At 36.8% G+C, this 23,311-nt stretch carries 25 protein-coding genes and 1 pseudogene; 3 read left to right on the top strand and 23 right to left on the bottom strand.

The features are described from left to right. The 12 genes from HW423_RS07085 to HW423_RS07130 all read right to left on the bottom strand — a co-directional run bounded on the left by HW423_RS07085 (nt 1) and on the right by HW423_RS07130 (nt 8,689). Complete coding sequence (locus tag HW423_RS07085) at nt 1-1,338, bottom strand: TrkH family potassium uptake protein (protein ID WP_218931238.1); 1,338 nt, start codon at nt 1,336-1,338, stop codon at nt 1-3. A gap of 13 nt (nt 1,339-1,351) precedes the next feature. Further along, the gene (locus tag HW423_RS07090) at nt 1,352-1,567 is read right to left on the bottom strand and encodes a hypothetical protein (protein WP_218931239.1); all 216 of its coding nucleotides are present in this window, start codon (nt 1,565-1,567) and stop codon (nt 1,352-1,354) included. Between the two features lie 201 nt (nt 1,568-1,768). Then, a complete protein-coding gene (locus HW423_RS07095) occupies nt 1,769-2,548 on the bottom strand; it encodes a hypothetical protein (RefSeq protein WP_218931240.1) in 780 nt (259 codons plus the stop codon). Further along, nucleotides 2,529-3,908, bottom strand: a complete 1,380-nt coding sequence (locus HW423_RS07100) for a DEAD/DEAH box helicase (protein ID WP_218931241.1) — start codon at nt 3,906-3,908, stop codon at nt 2,529-2,531. The genes HW423_RS07095 and HW423_RS07100 overlap by 20 nt, the downstream gene beginning before the upstream one ends. A gap of 380 nt (nt 3,909-4,288) precedes the next feature. Further along, entirely contained in the window at nt 4,289-4,435 is a 147-nt protein-coding gene (locus HW423_RS07105; protein WP_218931242.1) for a hypothetical protein, read from the bottom strand. Nucleotides 4,436-4,631: 196 nt separating this feature from the next. After that, nucleotides 4,632-4,937 (bottom strand): hypothetical protein, encoded by a 306-nt coding sequence (locus tag HW423_RS07110; protein ID WP_218931243.1) that lies wholly within the window; start codon nt 4,935-4,937, stop codon nt 4,632-4,634. Beyond that, nucleotides 4,927-5,496 carry an NADPH-dependent FMN reductase gene (locus HW423_RS07115; RefSeq protein WP_218931244.1) on the bottom strand — a complete coding sequence of 190 codons (570 nt, stop codon included), beginning with the start codon at nt 5,494-5,496 and terminating at the stop codon, nt 4,927-4,929. The genes HW423_RS07110 and HW423_RS07115 overlap by 11 nt, the downstream gene beginning before the upstream one ends. A 14-nt stretch (nt 5,497-5,510) precedes the next feature. Further along, nucleotides 5,511-6,587 carry an LLM class flavin-dependent oxidoreductase gene (locus tag HW423_RS07120; protein ID WP_218931245.1) on the bottom strand — a complete coding sequence of 359 codons (1,077 nt, stop codon included), beginning with the start codon at nt 6,585-6,587 and terminating at the stop codon, nt 5,511-5,513. Nucleotides 6,588-6,600: 13 nt separating this feature from the next. Then, nucleotides 6,601-6,744: a hypothetical protein gene (locus HW423_RS11410; protein WP_328803142.1), complete on the bottom strand. Its 144-nt coding sequence runs from the start codon at nt 6,742-6,744 to the stop codon at nt 6,601-6,603. Nucleotides 6,745-6,842: 98 nt separating this feature from the next. After that, nucleotides 6,843-7,073 carry a hypothetical protein gene (locus HW423_RS11415; RefSeq protein WP_328803143.1) on the bottom strand — a complete coding sequence of 77 codons (231 nt, stop codon included), beginning with the start codon at nt 7,071-7,073 and terminating at the stop codon, nt 6,843-6,845. 9 nt (nt 7,074-7,082) lie between these two features. Beyond that, nucleotides 7,083-7,676 (bottom strand): LLM class flavin-dependent oxidoreductase, encoded by a 594-nt coding sequence (locus tag HW423_RS11420; RefSeq protein WP_328803144.1) that lies wholly within the window; start codon nt 7,674-7,676, stop codon nt 7,083-7,085. 146 nt (nt 7,677-7,822) lie between these two features. Further along, nucleotides 7,823-8,689 carry a DegV family protein gene (locus HW423_RS07130; RefSeq protein ID WP_218931246.1) on the bottom strand — a complete coding sequence of 289 codons (867 nt, stop codon included), beginning with the start codon at nt 8,687-8,689 and terminating at the stop codon, nt 7,823-7,825. Between the two features lie 231 nt (nt 8,690-8,920). On the opposite strand from HW423_RS07130, the gene HW423_RS07135 reads away from it, so the two are divergent. Next, complete coding sequence (locus HW423_RS07135) at nt 8,921-9,574, top strand: YigZ family protein (RefSeq protein WP_218931247.1); 654 nt, start codon at nt 8,921-8,923, stop codon at nt 9,572-9,574. 43 nt (nt 9,575-9,617) lie between these two features. Here the strand turns inward: HW423_RS07135 and HW423_RS07140 are convergent, their stop codons facing one another. From HW423_RS07140 to HW423_RS11315, 6 genes and pseudogenes are all read right to left on the bottom strand, one after another. Further along, entirely contained in the window at nt 9,618-10,484 is an 867-nt protein-coding gene (locus tag HW423_RS07140) for a DegV family protein (RefSeq protein ID WP_218931248.1), read from the bottom strand. A 127-nt stretch (nt 10,485-10,611) separates the two neighbouring features. Then, nucleotides 10,612-11,610 (bottom strand): MraY family glycosyltransferase, encoded by a 999-nt coding sequence (locus HW423_RS07145; RefSeq protein WP_218931249.1) that lies wholly within the window; start codon nt 11,608-11,610, stop codon nt 10,612-10,614. A gap of 34 nt (nt 11,611-11,644) precedes the next feature. Next, on the bottom strand, nt 11,645-12,472 hold the full coding sequence (nadE, locus tag HW423_RS07150) for an ammonia-dependent NAD(+) synthetase (RefSeq protein WP_218931250.1): 828 nt from the start codon (nt 12,470-12,472) through the stop codon (nt 11,645-11,647). Nucleotides 12,473-12,475: 3 nt separating this feature from the next. After that, nucleotides 12,476-13,975, bottom strand: coding sequence for a nicotinate phosphoribosyltransferase (locus tag HW423_RS07155; RefSeq protein ID WP_218931251.1), 1,500 nt, complete (start codon nt 13,973-13,975; stop codon nt 12,476-12,478). A gap of 216 nt (nt 13,976-14,191) precedes the next feature. After that, a pseudogene (locus tag HW423_RS11550) lies at nt 14,192-14,949 on the bottom strand (2-keto-3-deoxygluconate permease). A 47-nt stretch (nt 14,950-14,996) separates the two neighbouring features. Further along, the gene (locus tag HW423_RS11315; RefSeq protein ID WP_218931252.1) at nt 14,997-15,128 is read right to left on the bottom strand and encodes a 2-keto-3-deoxygluconate permease; all 132 of its coding nucleotides are present in this window, start codon (nt 15,126-15,128) and stop codon (nt 14,997-14,999) included. A gap of 149 nt (nt 15,129-15,277) precedes the next feature. On the opposite strand from HW423_RS11315, the gene HW423_RS07175 reads away from it, so the two are divergent. Continuing rightward, nucleotides 15,278-16,147, top strand: a complete 870-nt coding sequence (locus tag HW423_RS07175; protein WP_218931253.1) for a YdhK family protein — start codon at nt 15,278-15,280, stop codon at nt 16,145-16,147. A 122-nt stretch (nt 16,148-16,269) separates the two neighbouring features. On the opposite strand, the gene HW423_RS07180 is transcribed toward HW423_RS07175, so the two are convergent. The 5 genes from HW423_RS07180 to purR form a co-directional block, all read right to left on the bottom strand. Then, nucleotides 16,270-17,409: a hypothetical protein gene (locus tag HW423_RS07180; RefSeq protein WP_218931254.1), complete on the bottom strand. Its 1,140-nt coding sequence runs from the start codon at nt 17,407-17,409 to the stop codon at nt 16,270-16,272. Between the two features lie 255 nt (nt 17,410-17,664). Beyond that, on the bottom strand, nt 17,665-19,065 hold the full coding sequence (locus tag HW423_RS07185) for a sugar transferase (RefSeq protein WP_218931255.1): 1,401 nt from the start codon (nt 19,063-19,065) through the stop codon (nt 17,665-17,667). Between the two features lie 218 nt (nt 19,066-19,283). After that, the gene (locus HW423_RS07190) at nt 19,284-20,267 is read right to left on the bottom strand and encodes a ribose-phosphate diphosphokinase (protein WP_218931256.1); all 984 of its coding nucleotides are present in this window, start codon (nt 20,265-20,267) and stop codon (nt 19,284-19,286) included. A 2-nt stretch (nt 20,268-20,269) separates the two neighbouring features. Beyond that, on the bottom strand, nt 20,270-21,655 hold the full coding sequence (glmU, locus tag HW423_RS07195; RefSeq protein WP_218931257.1) for a bifunctional UDP-N-acetylglucosamine diphosphorylase/glucosamine-1-phosphate N-acetyltransferase GlmU: 1,386 nt from the start codon (nt 21,653-21,655) through the stop codon (nt 20,270-20,272). A gap of 108 nt (nt 21,656-21,763) precedes the next feature. Beyond that, nucleotides 21,764-22,618 (bottom strand): pur operon repressor, encoded by an 855-nt coding sequence (purR, locus tag HW423_RS07200; protein WP_218931258.1) that lies wholly within the window; start codon nt 22,616-22,618, stop codon nt 21,764-21,766. A gap of 188 nt (nt 22,619-22,806) precedes the next feature. Here purR and HW423_RS07205 point away from each other — a divergent pair, with 188 nt between their 5' ends. Continuing rightward, complete coding sequence (locus HW423_RS07205; RefSeq protein ID WP_218931259.1) at nt 22,807-22,974, top strand: hypothetical protein; 168 nt, start codon at nt 22,807-22,809, stop codon at nt 22,972-22,974. The last annotated feature ends 337 nt before the right edge of the window (nt 22,975-23,311 follow it).

The following is a 23,311-nucleotide window of genomic DNA, read 5'->3' on the forward strand; positions in this document are numbered from 1 at the left end:
TTATCCTACCATGATATTCATTTCTGGATAATGCACTTTAGATTCTTTCTTTGGTCCGCCTAATGACCAAAAGAATGTCATTAATCCTACACGTCCAACAAACATTAATAACATCAAGACAAATTTCCCTATAACTGTTAACTCTGGTGTCAAACCAAGTGACAAACCAACCGTTCCAAAACACGATAAGACTTCCATTAAGATATACTCCATTCCAAAACCATGCGGAATCTCTTCGGTTACAAAGAGAATCATTGAACTCGATATTAGCATAATGATACCCACGAAGATAATGAAGAACGCGCGTTTAACATTGTCATAAGAAATATGTCTTGAGAAGACGTTAATTTCTTCTCCTTTAAACATTCGATACATAAACATAACAACGAGCCCGATTGTTGACACTTTCACTCCCCCAGCGGTTGAGCCAGAAGATCCACCGATAAACATTAATATGAAGGTCATAAATAAACCTGCATGAGAAACGTCAATGTAATCAACATTCGCGAACCCTGCTGTTCTTGGAGTGACCGCCATGAAGATAATATTGGCTAATTGATCGCCAAGAGAAAGGTGATTGAATGTCCCATAGCGCCATTCTGATAAACCAATAAATAATATACTGATTGTCAGAACAATCCCCGTCAAAATTAGGGTGAATTTTGAATAACGAGTCAGTTTTTTAGTTTTCGGAAAAGAGATAATGTCCATCCAAACAATAAAACCTAAACCACCCGAAAATATTAAACTCGCGATTATTAAGAGTATATAAGAGTTATCCTGAAAGCCAATTAAACTATCTCCAAATAAATCAAAACCTGCATTATTAAAGGCCGAAATACTATGAAAGATTGAATAAAAAAAGCCGGTACTTAACCCGAGTCTTGGGATTAAAACAAAACTTAACGCTAAAGCCCCCAGTGCTTGAATAGTTAAAGACACTTTAACGATACTTTTTACGATATCTTGCATCCCATAACTTGAAGATAAATTCAGTGTTTCTAGAACTAGATTTCGTTGTTTAAGATTAACTTTTGCACCGCGTATAGTGAAAAACAGCATCCAAATCGTTAAGAAACCAAGCCCTCCAATTTGAATTAAGGTAATAATAATGGTTTGGCCAAAGGCACTCCAATGTTCTGCTGTATTCAAAGTGACTTGACCGGTCACACAAATAGCAGATGTCGCTGTGAATATCGCATCAACGAAATTCGTCCATGTACCTGCTTGTGAAGACACTGGTAATATGAGTAAAAATCCGCCAATTAGGATGAGTGACAAATATATACTCACAACAATTTGTGGAATGGTTAATTTATCTATGATTCGATTTTTCATTTTTTCTTACAACTTACTCCTTTCTGCTTTGACTCATACTTTTGATTATCCAAAGAATGTAGTCAATGATGTAGGCTACAAGGACTGAAACCGGGTGGATCCATTCTTTCATTTGAATCGCAAGATAAATTGTTCCAATAACAATCGCAAAAGACACGACAGTATAGAGTACATATAGTCCTATATTGAACGTTTTTTTATCAGATACATAATTTAAATACTTATACATGAATGTTCTTCGTATGAAAATAAAGAACCAACCATATAACCAACCTAGACCATATGACCATTCAAATATGCATAATATTGCCGTGATTATTATAACACAAACAACAAGCGTCCGCCTATTCAATCTGTATTCACCATTTTCTTTTTATAATGAGCCTATGCTAGCACACCCCTATTTAAAACACAATTAAAAGCCTTGTTATTACTTGCTTAATTGGTCTCTAGCAACACTTACGCTTACTAACCGGATTATTCTATCACGTTCTTTAAAAAATTGATACAAGATTTTTTTAGCATGAATAAGCGTGGCTCCAGTCGTATAAATATCATCAAAAATTAACCAGTTTTCTTTTGACAAGTCTAGTGCCTCTTCTTTAATTTTAAAGGTGTTATTTAGATTTAATCTTTCTTTTTTTGATTTTTTTGCTTGCTTTACGCCGTCACCGATATAATCAAAAGGAACTTGATAGGGTATGTCTGCTACATCAAGTAAATAAGCAGTAGGGTGGAATTGTCGGGTCATTAAACTTGTCGGGGAACTTGGTAATACTACCCATTGGTAATCTTTGTATTCTACATAAACCTCTTTTAAATATGGGGCTAGAATGGCAGCCATACGAACGTCACCATGGTATTTGTAATTTACAATCCACTCTTGCAGCGCTTCATTATAGTCAAACAAGGCTTGGTGACTGATTAGTTGACTCGGTGTATTTTTATGCCAATTCGCACAATCGAAACAATACGCCTGCTGAGATATGACTATAGGTTTTAAAAAAACATCTTTGGAGCTATCCTCTAAAGGCCGCCCACAACCTTTGCAATCATCAACTTGTGTGACTAATAATTTAAATTTACTTTGACATGTTTGACAAAGAATTGGAAAAGTTAACGGTCTAAAAATAAATAATTGCTTAATAGATAAATAATGATTGAGGTGTTCACTACAAATTACGCAGATATCACTTTGAGCTATAGCCATCGATTAATCCCCTTTCACTAGCCAATTGATTCATTTCCTTAATTTGCTTACGTGCTTCTAGCATTGCCAGATTCTTACCTCCATGGGCATAAATTAATTCTCCGGTGGGAAAATTAGGTTTACGACCGACACGCCCGCTCATTTGAACTAAAGCTGATGTTGAATATAATTGACTCTCTGACCCAACAATGCATACGTGACAATTAGTGAAAGTAACTCCTCTTTCAAGGATGGTCGTTGATATCAGCGCATCATAAGTACCGTCACGCAATGCTTGCACTTTCTCTTTTCTCTGGGAATCTTTCGCATGAACTACTGCGATCTTCAATCCTGGCCAAGTATTACTCAACCATGCAAACAGATTTTCCGCCAAGCGAACATTTGGCATAAAGACTAATTTCACTCCCTCTAGATTTAGAAACCACTTGAGCAATGAGTACAGTCGTCTTTTTCTCCGTTTTTCAATTTGTTGGCGCCAATCACCTACCCAATAAAATTGCGGCTCGGGGAGTGGATTCCGGTGATACCTTGCGGGAAGAATCGTGGATGTCATACTTTTATTAGCTACTTCTTGCGTTAAATGTCGATCAGGCGTTGCAGTTAAATAAACCAATTTCCCACTGGGCTTTTTCACTGCTCTTTGCGTCGCATAATGTAAACTGGCATCATTGACGTAGGGAAAAGCATCGACTTCATCAACAATTAATAAATCAAAAGCGTCTTGAAATCTTAATAACTGGTGAGTCGTTGACACTACCATCGGAGAATATCGATACCCTTCCTCACTTCCACCATAAAGGAGAGTGACATCAACACTTTCAAATGCTGCTTGAAGTCGAGGTTTCAATTCGATACAAACATCGATACGAGGCGACGCAATACAGACTCGTCCGTTGCGTCGTATAATGTGATCAATCACTGGAAAAATCATCTCTGTCTTGCCTGCTCCTGTCACCGCATGCACCATATGGGTCCGGCTACTGTCCTCTAAACTTTTAATTAAATCTTTTGAGGCGCGTGCTTGTTCAGGTGATAAAGTTCCCTGCCAAGTGAGTTTACTTTGTGTTGGCGTTGATAGATAACTTGGTTGGTCTTGTATGTAATAAAGTGAATCGCCTAGAAGAATCCGCCCCATCTGTAGACAATTTAAACAGTACACGCGCTCATCTGTTAAACTGAAGAGAGCTTGAGTGGGTAAGGCGATGAATAATTTAGATTGTTGATTTTGACAACGCAAACAACAATAACCATCTTGTGTCATTTCAATTGCTGGTCGTTGTTCCATTTGGTCTAATACTTCATTGAGTTGTGGTGCTTCATCTAAGTCAATTAATTGTAGTTCTACTTCTGCTCTAGTCAAAAGTCGTCCCCGCAGATTTTTTAGGTAATCTTCTTGTTGGATTGGAATCACTATTTCTTCCAGCCTTTCGTATTTTTTGAACGCTTACCGTTCTATATATAAATACGTATTTTTAGGGTGTTTCCATTATTAAGTTTTTGTAAAAATTTGCTTTTGATGATACTAATGACGTTCCGCATTCCCATTTGGCTTGAGTTGAAGCAATTAAGGACAAACCGTCGAACCATTTGACTTGAGTTCACGCAACTTAAGTCAAACCGCCAAACTATTTGACATGAGTTGGAGTAATTAAAGACGAACCACAATCTCATTTGGCCTAAGATGCCGTAGTGTGAATCCAGACAACAAAAAACCGTTCCTCAGTTTTCACTGAAAAACGATCATTGCTGATGATTGGCGAATATTATTAAGTTTTTCATGAACCAGTTGTGGGCGATGGGTTCCTTGATGACTGTTTCTCCAATCACCACTAAGGCAGGAATATAATCGATGTCAAAAGAATCTGAGCGGTTAATATCGTGGCTCATCTCCTCATCTAAAGATGCATCTTAGAATGCTTCTCGCCATGTCTCACGGTCGATATCGAAAGATTGAATAATCGACTCTAATACATTGATGTCCGAAATATCTAGTAGATTTTCAAAGGAAGCTTTTTGAATCGCGTCTGATAATGTCTATAAGGTACGCTCATTACTTACTTTGCTAGCAACTTTCAACGCTTTTTCAGCCAGACAAGAAGTCGGCTTTACAAATTTTGAGCCACTTTCTAAAGGCTTCTACGTAAAAGCTTTTCCCTTCGTCCCCTCGGTTCGCTCGTTTCCACATAGCTACAACGTCTTCGCGTTCTTGTGTGTTCGCACTACTCTTTGGTTCTTCACTGTGCAGGTTCAAAGGAAATGACCGGTGTTTTACTGTCGCTTCTGGAAATTCCTTTAAAATCTCTTGCAAACGTCTGGATTGAATATAACAATACGATCCGACAGAATTGAGAAAAATTCGATTTCCATAGTCGCCTCCTCTAAAAACCAAACATGTCGTCTTGTTTATTCCAAACTTCCTTGTAAGTTTCTGAGATTGAAATCGTATCATCCAGTAAAGTTTGTAATCTCAATTCGATTTCATCATTGACTGTGCCATCCGTATTAAAGTCCGTATCAATAGCATAGACATATTTTGGAATAATAACTCCATGCATATAATGGATAATTGGTTTAATTTGAGTTTCTGGAACTAAGTAATGGCGTAGTGATCCTCCAGTAATAATCAGTCCGATTACCTTTCGGTCAAAGGCACGAAGGGGTAATAAATCAAACAGATTTTTTAAAGCAGCTGGAATCGATGCTTGGAAGATTGGCGCGCCAAACATAATGACATCACTTTCCATAATTGCTGACGCTACTTCTAATGTATCACCCGAATAATCTAAATAATTGCGTCCATCACTGAATTGAATTTCCTTGTCTTGAATGTTTAAATAGCGAATATCATGTTCAGTTTCGTAGGACTCTTTCATCAAATTATAAAAAGTCGTCGTTATTTTCTTAGTTTTAGTTCCACCGGTTGAAGCGGATAATATTAAAATTTTCAATCGATTACTCCTAGCTATTTCTTAGTATGTTTTTTAACTTCTGGAATGACTTTTGTTGCTAATAAATCAATCGTACGTTTGATGTCATCCGTTGAAACACCACCTAAATCGATTTGCCCTACATAGCGATCCATCCCAAAGACTTCGTGTTGATATAGTAACTTTTCAATAACTAAACTTGGATCTCCAACATTAATGATGCTTCTTGAATCTAGTCCTTGAGCAAACTGCTGTTTAGGGAATGACTGTCCATTCGAGTGAACCATTCCTGAGTTTACATGTGGGTAATACTCTTGGAATGCTTTTTGAGCGTCTTCACGAACATATAAATAACTCGCTGTTGCGACTGGCAAAGTGTTTACGTCATAACCTTCGCGAACCGCAGTTTCACGGTAAGCATCCGTTAAATGTCTAAAGGCTTCAGCTGGGCCACCTAAGTAAGCTAAGTAAAGCGGAATACCTGCAATCGCAGCGTTTCTAGCAGAATTTAAAGAACCACCAACCGCACGCCAAATTGGCAAGCTACCTGATTCATTATCCGGTCTTGGAAGAACTTGCGCATCATTTAGAGGTGCACGGAATTCCCCTTCCCATGTGACACGTTTGTTTCGGTTAATTTTAAGTAATAAATCTAGCTTTTCTTCAAATAAAGCTTCATAGTCATCTAATTTGTAACCTAATAAATCAAAGATTCCGACACGAGAAGCACGCCCTGCGACTATTTCGAATCTTCCGTCTGAAATTAAGTCAATGGTTGCCGCATCTTCATAAACGCGGACTGGATCAGATGTACTGATAATGGTTGCACCAGAAGTTAGTTTGATATCTTTGGTTGCTTGAGCGATCGCAGATAGAATAATCATGTGTGCTTGTGACACAAAATGTTCTTGATGTGATTCCCCTACTTGGAACACATCCATTCCTGCTTGTTCAGCAAGTAAAGCCATCTCAATGATTTGATCAATACGCTCTTTCTCAGACATTCTAATACCTGTATGTGGATTGGTTACAATATCTCCTAATGTGTAAAGACCAAATTCAATTCCGTTTGACGTATCAATTTGTGGTAATTTATTTTTTTGAGATTTCATAGTAATTTCCTTTCTATGACTTCGTATATTTTTTTACAGTGGGCATAACTTTATCAGCTAATAAGTAGAGTGTCTTTTTCACTTCGTCAAACTCCATCCCAGCAAAGTCAATTTCAGCACTAAATCGCTGTTGTTTAAACGCTTCGTATTGGTACAAAATCTTCTCAATGATGAGTGATGGTTCTCCAATAGTTACAACGCTTTTAATACTTTGTCCTTGAGCTAATGCACGTTTGGGAAAAGACTCTCCATTCGTTAATTTAAAACCTTCATTGATATGTGGATAAACTTGACGGTAGGCTTCTTTCGTACTTTCACGAATAAAGACCCACCCGTTCCGACAGGAATATTATCAATATCATGCCCTGCTTCTTTGGCAGCGCTTCTAAAATTATTAATGCGGTTTGCGTAGGTCATGACCGCTCCTGCTAATGTCGCTTGAAACACAGGCACGCCTAATTCACCTGCACGAATTGCTGAAGTCATTGTATTCCCTCAGCCTCGCCAAATAGGTAGATGATTCTTTAAAGGACGCGGCAATATTAACGCATTATTTAAAGGTGCTCTAAACTCACCTTCCCAAGTGACTCTTTCACCTTCATTTAGTTTCAATAATAACTCAAATTTTTCTTCAAATAATTCTTTATAAGCAACACTATTATAACCTAATAACTCAAAGGAACCAAACCTTGATGCACGTCCTGCAATTAATTCCATTCGGCCATTCGATATTAAATCTAAGGTCGCTGCATCTTCATAAACTCGAACTGGGTCTAATACGCCGATCGTTGTAACTGCCGATGACAATCGGATATTTTTCGTCGCCTTCGAAATTGCTGTCAGAATAAGTAAGTGTGATTGTGATATGAAATATTCCTGATGAGACTCGCCTAATTGAAAAATGTCGAAACCAGCATCTTCAGCAAGCTTTGCTAATTCAATAATTTCTTGAATCCGTTCCTTGGCTGAAATACGCTTTTTAGTATGTGGATTTGGTAAATGATCTCCTAATGAGTAAAGTCCAAATTCGATTCCATTCGATGTATCGATCTTAGGATTAGGACTGTGAATCAAACTCGATTTAGACATGTCATCCTCACTTTCGTCATATTTATATATTCATTTTACTACGTTTCTCTTATAGTATAAACCATCTTTGACCATTCTTGATAAAATTCGCTCAAAAAAAACAAGCCAAGAACGGCTTGTTAATATTTAATATATTATAATTGCAATTAATTTATTAGAGGGAGGATTAACATCCCTTTTGCTCTTTGACCAGTATGGGTTGAAATAACCGTTCCTAAACCATTTATACGTATGTTTATATTTGGGAATTTTGCTTGCATGTCTTGAGCGATTGTCTCAACTTCTTCTTGGTCTAAAGCATGTGCAAATCGCACTTCAATCCCATCAGGGTATTCTTCGGTTGCTTTTTGAACAAGTTCATGCCATCTTTGATACACTCTACGGTTTGTACGTAATTTCTCAAATAATACGATTTTACCTTCTTCGTTAAAGTATAATAGTGGACGAATTTTTAATAAATTTCCCAAGACGGCACTTTGCGTACTTAAACGACCGCCTTTAGCTAAATTGTCTAAGTTCTCGACCATTAAATATATATCCAAATGCGTTGCTTGCCAAGTGGCACGTCGATAAATCTCTTCAGCCTCAACACCTTCTTGACACCAAGTAATGATATTCTCGATGATGGCCTCCATCGCAACAGACGCTGCTAAAGAGTCAATACAGTAGCTGTCAATCAGATGTTTATATTCATCTAAAACCATTTTCCCGCTTTGGAATGTACCACTAATCCCACTAGATAGATGAATAGCAAAGATAGTATCGTAACCATCTTCAATAATTTGATTTACTGTGTCATAATAATGTCCAACAGACGGTTGTGACGTTGTTGGTAGTGAGGATTGAGTTTCTAACTGTTTGAAGAATGCTTCTTGCTCTTTTGGATCATTGGTGTCATGGGCAATCGAACCATCTTCAAAAATAACATTTAAGTTTACTTGGTAAACATTTGGAAGTTGTCTTAATTCTTCTGATAAATATGCTGTACTATCAGTAATAATTGCTGGTTTCATTTAGGTCTCCTTTCTATAAGATTCGAAGATGATTTTATTCATCTCGATTAAACTATATTATGGAATTCATAGGTTTATGTCAACTAGTGATACTGGCATTGATTAATTAAGGTGGATCGTAGTGCCACTCTCCTTATACTAAAGCTTCAATGTTCTTTTTACTTATTTGAGCTAGTACTTTAAGCATGATAATATATTCATAAGACAATTACATAGACAAGGAGCATCACTTTGGTTAATTATTATAGTATCAAAGAACCGATTATTCATGAGATTGATATTAAGAAATCTCGCTTTATTACGTATCTAATTCCCATTCAAACAGAAGAAGAATTCAATGAACAACTTGCTACGATCCGCAAAAAACATTATAAAGCGACGCATCATTGCCAAGCCTTTATCTTAAACGAAGATTCATCGATTCAACGTATGAGTGATGATGGTGAACCGAGTGGAACCGCAGGTGTTCCGATGTTAGAAGTTTTAAAGCGAAACAATCTAACCTATATCATGGCCGTAACCGTAAGATACTTTGGCGGAACAAAACTGGGTGCGGGTGGTTTAATTCGCGCTTATAGTACGTCGGTCAGCGAAACGCTAAACCACGCTAAATTGATTGCGAATGCAACTCAAATGGTGATTGAATTAACAATAGAGTATAATCAAGTGGATAACTTTAACTACTACTTGGAACAAACGAGTACGCCTATTACAGTTCTTGACACTCAGTATACAGATAAAGTGTCTCAAACCTTAGCTTTGTATCTAGGTGACATTGAGCCGGTCCATAAAGAATTAATCGACCTATTCAGTGGGCAAATTGAATGGACTGAAATCGGTGAACAAACCGTTGATGTTCCAGTAACATCTACACAACCTGACTAAAGCAAGTAGAGGCTAGCATTAATTCACTTAATGCTAGTCTTTTTTATTTTGGTAACTTTGGTAAAATTCCGATTCCTAATGAGTTTTTACCCCCATGCGTTCCAAGAACGGGGGTTAAGTAGCCTACTCTAAAAGACATCTCCGGATATTTTTCCAATATTAACTCTTTCACTTCTAAAGCACTGTCTTCACAGTCCCCATGTGCTAAGGCCAAATCAATACCATCTGGATATTTAGCCACAGCTTCATCCACTAGAGTTAGGTACCTTTGATAAACTTTTTTAGTTGTTCTAACTTTTTCAAACACTTCGACTTTCCCCTCATCATCAAAATGTAAAATCGGACGGATTTTTAAGGTGCTTCCTAGAAAGGCACCGAAAGAACTTAATCGACCACCTTTAACAATCGCATTCAAGTCTTCAATGACAACATAAATCTTTGCTTGTTCAGAGAACCATATTAATTTTTCTTCGATCGTATCCAAATCAAAACCAGCTTCATTTAATTCAATCGCATATTCTAACAGTCGCTCTTCAACATATGACGTTCCCTTGGAATCAATCATTCGAATATCTAAAGACTTTTGATAATGCTCACTAATCATACGGAAAGTATTATACGTCCCACTAATTGCTGACGCTAGTGTAATGATAATTACTGAATCGAACCCTTTTTGAACAATATCTTCAAAGGATTCACTTAATTTCCCTTGTCTAGGTTGCGAAGTCTTCGGTAACTCTTCCGTTGATTCTAAGCGTTGATAAAATTCTTTCATCAAACTTAAATCCGTTGTATCCGTATATGCAGCGTCTCCCCAAGTGACTTCAAGATTTTGTACATAAACATCAGAACGGTTTCTTAGAGTTTCATTAATACTCGATGAACTATCTATTATATACGCAGTTTTCATATCTATCTCCTTCAAATGACTTGGTTGTATTTTAATCATTACGAATTGTAACAAAGAAACATTAACTATATATGTATTAAATGGCCGAAAAATGCAAAAAACATCGCAAAAGCGATGCTTTCAGTTACTATTTATTATCAAGGCGCGACATAAAGACCGTCAGTAGTACGATGAGCCCTCCAGATAGAAAAATAAAGACCCAACGAAATTGATGATAAAGTTGCGAAAATATCGCAAATACTGAAAAAACAAGCGTAATCCCAATCATCAATATCACAATTTGCGGCACGGTAAAGCCTTGACGAAGTAAACGGTGATGCAAATGATCCTCATCTCGCTCAACCATCGATTGTCCATTTAAAAAACGTCGCACAATTGCGTAAGAAGTATCAAATAATGGTACTGCATAAAATAAAATCGGCACAATCAGTGAAAATATACTGATGTTTTTTAAATTATACACTGTTAAGGTCGCGAACATGAACCCAATAAATAATGCTCCTGTGTCACCTAAATAGATTTTGGCGGGAAACCAGTTAAATGGTAAAAAACCGAGAATCGATGCCGCTAATAAAACGAGCATCATAATGAGAGTGAGTCGAATTGATAGACTTGAAATGTAAATCATGACTGTCAGTGTCACTAAACTTGTTGTCGCAACACTACTGACTAAACCATCTAACCCATCTAATAAATTCATCGCATTCGTTACAAAATAGATCCAAGCAATTGTTAATACGTAAGCTAATGAGTCAAACAACCAAGCCGGCACTTCAGCGATTAATACAGATGAAAAAGCCACATCCGTATAAAAATAAATGACATTCGCCGCGATTAATATCCCTAAAGTCTTCTGCCAAGGTTTTAAATCAAAGGTATCATCGATAATTCCAGTGATTAATACAATGGCAGAAGCTAAGAAGATATTCCATTGCGGACTGTTAAAAAGCAAGACTGGAAACATCGTGAAAAAGCCAAGCCAAAAGCTAGCAAACACCGCAATACCACCATAATTAGGCGGTTTCCTGTCTTTGTTAGGAAGTAGCTTTTGCAATATAAAAGTAAAACAAAAAGAAGCGATGAATGTCAGCAATATATTCCATCCGCCTACAGTTATGACTGCCAACATCCTCCCTCCTTTAACTCACAAATATTTTAGTTCATTTCCAAAAATCATCATAAACCGTAATTGGTAAATGACGTTTATGACGTGATCTGATAAACCAATCTTCAATAACTTTGGCCTCTTTTTCAGCCACATCTTCCCCACGTAAGTAAGCATCAATCGCTTTATAACTCACACCAAGTGCATCTTCATCAGCTAGTTGTGGACGATTTTCTTCTAAATCGGCTGTCGGAACTTTTTCATAAAGTTCTTTGACAGCACCAAGTTCTTTCAACATTTCTGCTCCTTGACTCTTGTTTAAGCGCCAGAGCGGCAGAATATCTGCAGCCCCGTCTCCGAATTTTGTGAAGAAGCCTGTCACACTTTCAGCCGCATGGTCTGTACCAATCACGGCTCCTGCTAGTTGACCTGCAATGGTGAATTGTGCAATCATACGCTGACGTGCTTTGACATTCCCCTTATGATAATCATTCACTTCAATATTATTGACTTCAACAGCTTCAATCATTGCATTTGTGGCTGCTTCAATGTTAACCGTCATTATTTGGTCGGCTTGAATAAATTCAAGTGCTAGTTGAGCGTCGCTTTCATCTGCTTGAACTCCATAAGGTAAACGAACCGCGATAAATTGATAGCGTTCCTCACCGGTTTCCTCACGCAATTCAGAAATAGCCATTTGAGCAAGTCTTCCTGCTAAAGTCGAGTCTTGTCCGCCACTAATTCCAAGAACATAAGTAGAGAGTCCTTGATTCTTTAATAAATAGTTTTTTAAAAAATCAACCGAGCGACGAATTTCTTTTTGGACATCAATCTCAGGTAAGACTTTTAATTCTTCGATAATTTCTTTTTGTAATGGGCGCATAGCTTACTCACCTTCCTTTAAAAGCTCTTCTTCTATCTCAAGGACATGATTGTCAATTTTATCACGAATATCTTTAATGCTACGCATCTTTTCATCGTATAAGTTTTGAGACAGATCGACTGGATATTGTTCTGGATTCAAGATACGTTTGTACTCATCCCATAAAGCAGAGATATTATGAGCCGCATAGTCACGTATTTCGTCGACTGATGGTAAATCATACACACATTTACCGTCTTTCCAAACTTCGGTAAGTAGTGGACGTGCTGTAAAATCAACGACAGTCTTATTAATATAAGTATGAACCGGGTGGAACATAAAGAGTGACTCTTCTAAGTCTGGACGCTCTTCAATAAGTGCCACGTAATCTCCTTCTGATTTACCATCACGGTTACGTGTTATACGCCACACTTGTTTTATTCCTGGTGTAGAAATTTTGGCTGCATTACTTGAGATTTTCATTGTTGGCACTAATTCGCCTTTAGAGTTTTCGATACTTACTAATTTGTATACGGCACCTAAAGCTGGTTGGTCGTAAGCTGTAATCAGTTTTGTACCAACACCCCAGTCATTAATTTTAGCCCCTTGCATACGCAAGTTCAAAATAGTCTTCTCGTCTAAATCGTTAGATGCAATGATGCGCGCATCAGGGAACCCTGCTTCATCTAATTGTTCACGAATACGTTTTGATTGATAAGCCATATCGCCTGAATCAATTCGAACACCGATAAAGTTAATCTTATCACCTTGTTCCTTCGCTACTTTAATTGCGGTAGGTATACCTGAACGTAAAGTATCGTATGTATCTACTAAGAACACCACGTTCTTATGCGTTTTAGCATAAGCAGTAAAAGCTTCATATTCATCACGGTACGCTTGAACTAATGAGTGAGCATGTGTTCCAGAAACGGGAATACCAAATAATTTCCCAGCACGCACATTACTTGTCGAATCAAACCCGCCGATATAAGCCGCTCTTGATCCCCAAATCGCCGCCGCTGTTTCTTGAGCACGACGTGATCCGAATTCTGCTAAAGAATCGTCTTCGTCAACGACTGACTTTAAGCGCGCTGCTTTCGTCGCAATTAAAGTCTGGTAATTCAGCATATTTAGAATGGCCGTCTCAACTAGTTGACATTGACCTAACGGACCTTCAACTTGAATCAATGGCTCATCTGCGAAACATAATTCACCTTCTCGCATTGAACGAATGGTTAAATTGAATTCCATATTCTCTAAATAAGTCAAAAATTCTTCCGGATATATTTCTAAGCTTCTTAAGTAGTCCAAATCGCTCTGAGTAAATTTCAAATTATTGATATAATTTAAAATCCGCTCTAACCCTGCAAAAAGAGCAAAACCATTCTCGAAAGGTATTGATCTAAAATAAGATTCAAAGACTGCTTTGCGTTGATCCATTCCATTCTGCCAATATGTTTGTAACATATTAATCTGATACAGATCTGTATGTAACATTAAACTATCATCTTCAAATTTATACATAAGCATCCTCCAATAAACTGTTTACTTCATTTCTTGTATATTATATCACATAACTAATAGTGTATTTTAAACTCACCACTAATTATTCGAGCATCACTTAAATTATTTTAAATATAGCATAAATGGACCAGATTTCATATATATTACACTTTAAAGGGCTTTTTTGAAGCAATAAAAAGACAAGAAACTTCCGTAAAAGTCTCTTGCCTCATAAATTCATAATGATAATTTATTCTCACGTGACGATAATTTAGCAACCATTGAAGGTGTAATCACGCTGGTGATGACAACTGCCATTAATGTTTCAGATGCAGCGGCAGTTATGTATTCTCCAAGAACCTCTGGATAAATACTTCCTAAAATTCCTGCTGTTGAAACTGATAATCCAGCAACTGTCATAAATGTCGCACCAACGGACCCATCATTGCCTAAGACATTACGGTCAATAACAATAAAGATGACACTTACAATATAGAAGACAATTGTTACAATAATTCCTGCTCCTCCTGCCTGGAACGCTTCAATTAAGTTCATTCCGTAACCTAAGTTCCAACCCATTAACATCGTTAAACCTGGTAAAGCTGGTATGAATAAACTTCTAAAATTCGGATCAATATTACCAAAGGCAATCCTGCTGCCATCGGGATAAGTGTACTTAAAACAGGCGTCCAGTCCATGCCGCCCCCACTTGATATACCAAAAACAATCATTGGAACTGCAGCGATACTGAATAAACCTGTGATACCGTAAACTGCTGTATCTTGTTCTGTTCCGTATTGTTGCATTAATGATAAATACACAGCTGGGTTAATTGAACAAATAACAATTGTAAATGCTAAGGTATTGATTCCAAAAACCCCTGGTAAGCCAAAGATTGAAATATACAATAAACTTAATCCAACTCCAACAGCAAATTTAACTAACAACAGAACACCTTGATGTTTTAAAGCATAACCGATTTTCTTTAAGTCAATCCCAGTTCCCGAGCAAAAACAATCGCACCAACGATTCCGTTCGTTCCTTAACCTCCAAAAATATGTTCAGTTAAACCACCTACTTGGAACAAGTTTGGCCAAAAAGTATACAAAATTGAACTAATCAACATTGGGACTAGAAAAGTTCCTGCAGGAACTTTTTTAATCGCATTTAACACTAAATTTTAACTCCTCTTATTTATTGAAATTCCTATCATAGTATACTTCCTAGCTGTAACTATCTAATATTTTGTGTAAACGTACTAATCATATTTTTTGAAATTGATTAAATTTTGTTTTATAGTAATTAACAAAGGAGATGTTATAAATGAAAAAATACATTAGTAAAAGTGCAATGGTGCTCTCAGCAGTGTTATTATTCGGAGCATCCTCCGTAACAAGTTTAAATGGCGTATTCGCACAAGATTCAGTAGATGAAATTTCTGAATCAGTTGGTGATACAGTTGATAATGCAGCAAGTGATATTAGCGATGCTGTGACAGATGAAGAAAGTGAATCAACAACTCAAGAACATGGTGAAATGGTGCACGATGACGAAGGTCGCTTACCGGGTAATATTAAGATTGAACGCGAACCAACATATAAAGTAGGTGACGATGTTCAAATTAATGCAACACATATGCCTGGTATGGAAGGCGCTGAAGGGACAGTCATTGCTGCCTTTGATACAACCGCATACGAAATCTCTTATACACCAACAGACGACAGTGAACCCATAGAAAATCACCGTTGGATAGTACAAGAAGAAATTGCTGAAGCAGCTGATCAAGAAGACGCAGACGCACCATTTGAAGTCGGTGATGAAGTGACAGTTGAAGCTTATCATATGCCTGGTATGGAAGGTGCAACGGCTACAATCGATGCCGTAAATGAAACAACTGTTTACTTAGTTGATTACATCGATACTGAAAGTGGCGAAGAAGTCATTAACCACAAATGGGTAACAGAAGATGAGTTAGCAACTTTAGATGGAGCAGAAGAAACTGCCCCAGCTACATCTGAGTCTACTACTGAATCATCAGAAGATGAAAGTGAAAGCGAAGAATCATCGTCAGATGAAGAATCTGGATCAGAGTCTGACTCTACTCCTGAAGAAAATTCAGATGAAGAATCAAGTGAAGAAAGTACACCTGAAGAATCTAGTTCGCAAGACTCTAGCAGTGAAGAAACTGAATAATTACTAATAACCCTATCCTCCCGTTTCGGGAGGATATTTTTTTACTTACTTTTACCCTAAAATTCACTGCAACAAAAAAATACCGCAAAGGCGATCCTTTGCGGTATTAAATCAATCATAAATTATTCTGCAGCTTCTGAGCTTTCTTCAGTCGTTTCTTCTACTGACGATTCTTCAGCTGGCACTTCAGTTGTTTCTTCTGATGTTTCTTCAGCAGGAACTGATTCTTCAGTTGTACTTTCTTCTAATGATTCAGTACCTTCTGTTGCTGACTCTTCAGTGGAGCTAGCTTCATCAAAAGTTGGTGCACCTTCTGGAACTACGATATCAAAGACTTCACCATGGTTAGCAAAGTTGAATTCCATAGAGAATGCTACACTAAAGTCTTCTGGAATTCCTTCAGTTGTTTCTCCCATATCAGCAGCGATTTCTTCCATGTTTGCTCTATCCAAACTAAAGTCCATTAACATATGAGTTAAGTAGTAAGTTTCTTTAGAGTAACGGAATTCCATCGTATCAACTAATTGGAACATTACACTCTTAGTTGCTTCCATTGAAAGATCCATTTGTTCTTCTAATGTTTGACGATCTTCTTCAGTAACTTCTTGTCCATTTGCTTCTGCTTGTTGAATCGTTTGGTCAATAGTTTCTTGTTTGATTTGTTCCATGTCTACGCGACTTTCAACATCTGTCCAGAATTCATCTGGATTAATATCTTGTTTTAAAGTCATGACGTATTCAGAATCCGTCTCACTTAAATCAAAGTATTTTTGAGTCAATTCAGGGTTACTCATTGTATCTGATTGTTCTTGTATTTGGGCCATCATACTATCAAATTCGGCAGCAATTTGCTCTTCTTGAGCTGATACATCTTCAACAGTCCAGCTTGAACCATCGAATAAGTAAGCAATACCATCAATAATGGATGCTTGTCCTGCGAAATCCAAAGGCATTGTAGATGGGTTACCTTCTGCATCTGTTGTAACTAACTCACCCGTAACGTCCCCAGCTAATTCAAATGCAAAAGCCTCTTCTACGTTATAACGAAAATCAAAGTTTAATGCCGCATCGATAAATTGGTCGGCAGAAACATTAATTGTTCCGTCACCTTCCATAGATACTACCTCTTGGTTTACCTCACTAATTTGAGTTAGGACCTCGTCCCAGTTAGTATCTTGAGCTGAAACAGTGGGTGTTACGACACCAAATGTCATTATTACAGTTGTCAATAAACTAAAAAATATTTTAATAGGTTTTTTCATTTTTTCACTATCCTTTCTTTACAGCTGATTATACTATATTTATAGAAAGTAAGCCAAATGATATCCCTTTCCAGTGATTAAAACTAAAAAAACACAGTATAAATTTATCGATAACTCGATCTATATTTAAAAAATTTATTACTACTTTATCACTAAAATTTCATCTATAATTCTTTATTCTATAGCATCTGCCTAAAGAAAAAACAAGCATGGACTCATTCGAGCACCATGCTTGTTCATATAGATTCATATTTTTTATTTAACGATAATAATCGTCTTCGCAAAATCAGACCATTCATCTTGTGCGGAAACTTCTTCCTCATCATCAACACCACGTGAACTTACTTTATCAAATAAGATTTTTACCGTTTGGAATAGTAGTTTGAAATCAAAGGCTATGGAAAAGTTCTTAATATATAACAGATCAAAGTTCAGTTTGCTATTAAAGTCGGTACTATACTTTCCATAAACTTGCGCATAGCCGGTAATTCCTGCTCTTACGTGATGTCTTAAAGTATAATACGGGTTCTGCTCTTTAAACTGTTCAACGAAGAACGGACGCTCTGGACGGGGTCCCACAAGCGACATATCCCCCTTAAGCACATTTAACAATTGCGGTAGTTCATCAATTCGTGTACTTCGAATAAATTTACCGACCTTTGTCACACGTGTATCGTTTTTCGCTGCCAATACAGGTCCAGAATCGGATTCTGCTGTCACTGACATTGAGCGGAATTTTAAGATATTGAAGTGTTTTTCACCTTTAGTAATACGCTCCTGCTTATAAAAGATAGGTCCTGGAGAATCAATCTTAATCGCAATAGCTGTTCCTAACATAATCGGTAAGGTTAAAATAGTTAAAACTAAAGAAACTAAGATATCAATGATACGCTTTAACATATTATCTTCAGATGGAATTTCAAAACTAGAAACTTCAATAATACTTTCATCTTCAAAGTTCATAATATTTGGATTAACCATCATTAAATTCTCAAATTGAGTACTTATAAATAACTTTTTATTCCGGCGCATTAAATATTCATAGATATCTAAACGTTGTTCTTCCGGTATATACCCTGTTAAATAAACAATATCCACATAATCCGCTAATTCCTCAACATGTTTTAAATAATCTGATAAGACAACATGTGTCACTTTATGACGTTTGTTTTTCATTAATGAAAAGTTCCGAACTGCTTCAAGTGCCCGGTCCGATTCTCCAACAACTAAGATTTTCTTTTGACCCCGAAGTTGCTGGTACAGTAAGTAAACCAATACATTAAAGATAAATAACACAAAGGTTCCAACAAATAAGTTCACTAGTAACACTGATCTTGGAAATGTTAGCCAGCTTCCCGCAAAAGTCAGAGCCATAATATAAACATTCAGTACTAACTGACTTAACATCGTAAAGTAAAAAATATCTAACACACTCTTGTTATAGAAAACGTAAGTACCAAATAGAAAGTTAATAATAATGTAACCGATAAATATCCATATATAACTATCTTCAAAAGCACTAAAGTTTCTAGCCGGTATATCGCCTAAAAATTTGATGTAAAATGATAAATAAATACACCCAATCGCCACTATGGAGCTCAGTATAACAGCACCAAAGCGTAACAAGTTATTCCATTCATAGCGATGCTTATTCACGCAATAACTTCCTTTCTTCCATTATTCTATTTTAAAATAAATCTTATATATAATGTTCTTTTTCTACCCTGTTTAATTCTATACAATTTAAATAGGAATATCAAAGAATTATTGCATATCTAAGCTAAACTATCAATAGTAAACTGATTAGAGTATGCATTAAGAGTAAAAAAGTACCAACAAGATTCCTCCTGTCGGCACTTTTCTATCATACATAATTAGTCAATTAATTTGAATTGTTCTTCAAATAATGGACTCACTGAACGGTTTTCGTGGATACGTTTAATCGCTTCTCCCACAAGTTGTGAAACCGTCACTGTTTCAATTTTATCTAAATATTTTTCTTCTGGTAAAGAGATTGAGTCTGTAATAATCACTTTTTTGATTGGTGATTTTTCTAAACGACTGATTGCTGGTCCAGATAATACTGGGTGCGTACAACAAACATAAATATCTTTAGCTCCTTTTTCCATTAAAGCATCTGCTGCTAATGTAATAGTTCCAGCTGTATCAATCATATCATCAATGATGACACAAGTTTTCCCTTGTACTTCCCCAACGATATTCATGATTTCAGCGACGTTTGCTTTTGGACGACGTTTATCGATAATCGCAATCGGTGATTTTAAGAATTCGGCTAATTTACGGGCACGAGTCACTCCACCGTGGTCAGGTGATACAACAACAACATCATCACCTTCAAGATGGTTATCGATAAAGTAATTTGCTAATAATGGCGCACCTAATAAGTGGTCCATTGGAATATCAAAGAAGCCTTGAATTTGAGCCGCGTGTAAGTCTAGCGTTACTAAACGATCTACCCCAGCTTGAACTAACATATTCGCAACTAACTTCGCTGTAATTGGTTCACGAGGTTGTGCTTTACGATCTTGACGTGCATATCCATAATAAGGGATAACAACGTTAATTGTTTTAGCACTTGCACGACGCAATGCGTCAATGGCAATTAATAACTCCATTAAGTGGTCATTTACCGGATACGATGTTGATTGTACTAAGTAAACATGGTCCCCACGAATACTTTCATCAATATTAACTTTAATCTCACCATCAGCGAACTGAGATATATTAATATCTCCTAATTCTACACCTACTTCATCCGCAATCTTCTCTGCTAACGGGCGGTTAGAACTCAGTGCGAAAATTTTTAGTTTTGAATCAGAATATGGTTTCTCTATCATTATTAATCCTCCAGATTTTGTTTGTCTTTGAAGCGTTTCCAGTATTTGTCTTTGTTCTCTTGTCGTGACCGAGCAATTGCAAGTGCTTCTTCTGGAACATCACTATTAACCGTAGAACCTGCTGCAATGATTGCTCGGTCTCCCACTGTTACAGGTGCAACAATATTTGATCCTGAACCGATAAATACGTCATTGCCAATTGTTGAACGGAATTTATTCTTTCCGTCATAATTTACAAATACAGTTCCACAACCTACGTTGACATCCGTACCAATATCCGCGTCCCCGATATAAGTTAAGTGCCCTGCTTTAGAGTTCTTTCCAACAACACTATTTTTGACTTCTACGAAATTTCCGATATGTGCCCCTTCTTTTAAGACACTCTTAGCTCTTAAGTGTGCGAATGGTCCCACAGTTACATTTTCTTCGACATTTGCAAATTCTAGCACAGATTGACGAATTTCAACATGGTCAGCAATTGTTGATGAAATAATTTCTGAATTTGAACCAATCGTTGAGTGTGAACCAATCTTTGTATTTCCTTTAAGAGATACCCCAGATTCGATTAATGTATCTTGACCAATTTCAACATCTGCTTCGATATATGTTGCTGTTGGGTTAATAAACGTAACACCGTTACGCATATGTTTTTCATTGATGCGTTTAGTCATCAAGCGTGTTGCTTCTGCTAACGCGATACGGTCGTTAACTCCAATAGCTTCATCAAAGTTATCCATCGTAAAGGCTTTAACAGTATCGCCAGCTTCTTTCATAATACTAATCACATCTGGTAAGTAATACTCACCTTGTGCATTTTCGTTGCCGACTTTATCCAAAGCTTCAAATAACGCTTTATTATTGAAGACATATGTCCCCGTATTAATTTCTGTAATGGCTTGCTCTTCTTCGTTTGCATCTTTTTGCTCAACAATTCGTGAAACCTCTTTATCACTTTGTCTAACTACACGACCGTATCCTGTTGGGTCTTCGGCGATTGCTGTTAAAATTGTTCCTTTAGCATTAGATTCTTCATGGAATTTGAACAATTGATTTAATGTTTCTGCTGAAAACAAAGGTGTGTCTCCACATATTACAAGAGTACTTCCTTCTTCATCTTTTAATAGATCTTTAGCTTGTAGTACAGCATGACCTGTTCCTAATTGCTCTTCTTGTAATGCAAATTCAGATTGATCAGCTAATACATCACGCACTGTTTCTGCACCGTGTCCTACAATTGTTACAATTCGCTCAACATTACTTTGTTGAACTGCTCGTAATACATGTTCTACCATTGAGATGCCGTTTATCGTATGTAGCACTTTATATAACTCTGATTTCATACGTGTTCCTTTACCCGCTGCCAGTACAACGGCTAATCGCTTCTCCATATAAACACTCCTTATTTTAAACATTTTTCTCTTAATAATTATAGCGATTATAGGCGAAGATATCTACCGTTTAATTTGACAATCCTGAATGAAACGACAAAAAAACGTTTACTCTGTTAATTGATTAAATAAACTTCCGGGTTGAACATCCAATTCATAACGTCTCTCTTCATCGTTATAAACTAATTGAACACTAATGAGTGAATCGATTGGTAAAGTTAATTGGTTCGTTTCGTGTGAACGATTCTCACCAAGGACACAAACTCCGACCGCTGTCGAATCAAATTCTTCAAGTAGTGAAATCATCCCTTGAGCCGTTCCACCATTACGAAGGAAGTCATCAACGATTAAGACACGTTGATTTGTTTTCAGGCTATTTTTTTCTAATTCCATTTTCTTAACTGTTTGGTGTGACCCAGATACATAATTAACAGAAATCGTTGGGCCGATGCCATCTGTTGAATCACGTCTCGCGATTACATAAGGAACATTTAAATAGCGTGCAACAATCGTTGCTAGACCAATTCCTTTTGATTCCACAGTCATGACTGCATCAATATTATTATGGATATAATGAGAAGCAATTAATCTACCGACTTTACTTAACATATATGAATCTTGCAAAATATCACTCATATGGATGTAATTACCTTGTAAAATTCGCTTTCCATGCGTAAATTTATCAATCAAAGTATTCAATAACTCTTTTTGTTCAATTAAAGGTACTTTTGGATAGAAGATAATTCCACCTGCTGCGCCCGGAACTGTCTTAACTTCTCCGAGTTCATTAATTTCAAAGACTTCTCGAACAAAATCAATATCTTCACTAATCGAAGATTTAGCGGCATTCAAAAACTCAACAAAATAAGACAAGTTAATTAACTGTCCTGGTCTATCGACTAAGTAATGGGAAATATACAACATACGTTGATTACGTTTTGGTTTATAATTTTTATCAGTCATAACGAAAGTCACCTCTTAGCCATATTCTACCAAAACACAAACAATAAGTATATATAAATTAATTTTGTTCGTGTCTATACCTGTGTTTGTGTCTTTGTCATTCTCATAGGGAACCGGGCAATATTATCTTAAAATATATACAATATTTAAGTTCACATGATTAAAGTAAAAGAAGGTAGGTTAAGAAAATGGCAATCAAAATCACTCGCAGAACGGGTTGGTTATTCAATATGGGGGCGAAATTAAACATAAAAATTAATGAAGAGGTCGTTGGAAAACTGTCGGATAATAGCTCGATTAACATTGACATTTCACCACCCGAAGTACAATTACAAGTCTCTCAGTTCGGTGGTTAACGTAGTAATAAACTCCGAATCTCAGATGGCAATATTGTCACAATCACTGCCTCACCTTTTAGTTGTTTTAGTTTTCTTGCGATCATCTTGTTAATGTTAATTTATCGCCCCTTGGCAGAGACACATTGGACACGTTATGTCGCGATTATTGCACTGATAGGTTACGGAATTAGTCACCTTGTGATTCCAGGTTATCATTACCGATTAAGTAAACGACAATCGTGAGATTTCTTACTGATATTTTTTAAGCGAAACTTGAGCAAAATCGCTAATCCATTTGGCCGGAGTTGGCGCTACTCAAGACAAACAACTAGTCCATTTGGCCGGAGTTCACTCA

It is taken from the genome of Ruoffia halotolerans (genome assembly GCF_014049385.1).
In the GTDB taxonomy this organism is placed as follows: Bacteria; Bacillota; Bacilli; order Lactobacillales; family Aerococcaceae; genus Ruoffia; species Ruoffia halotolerans.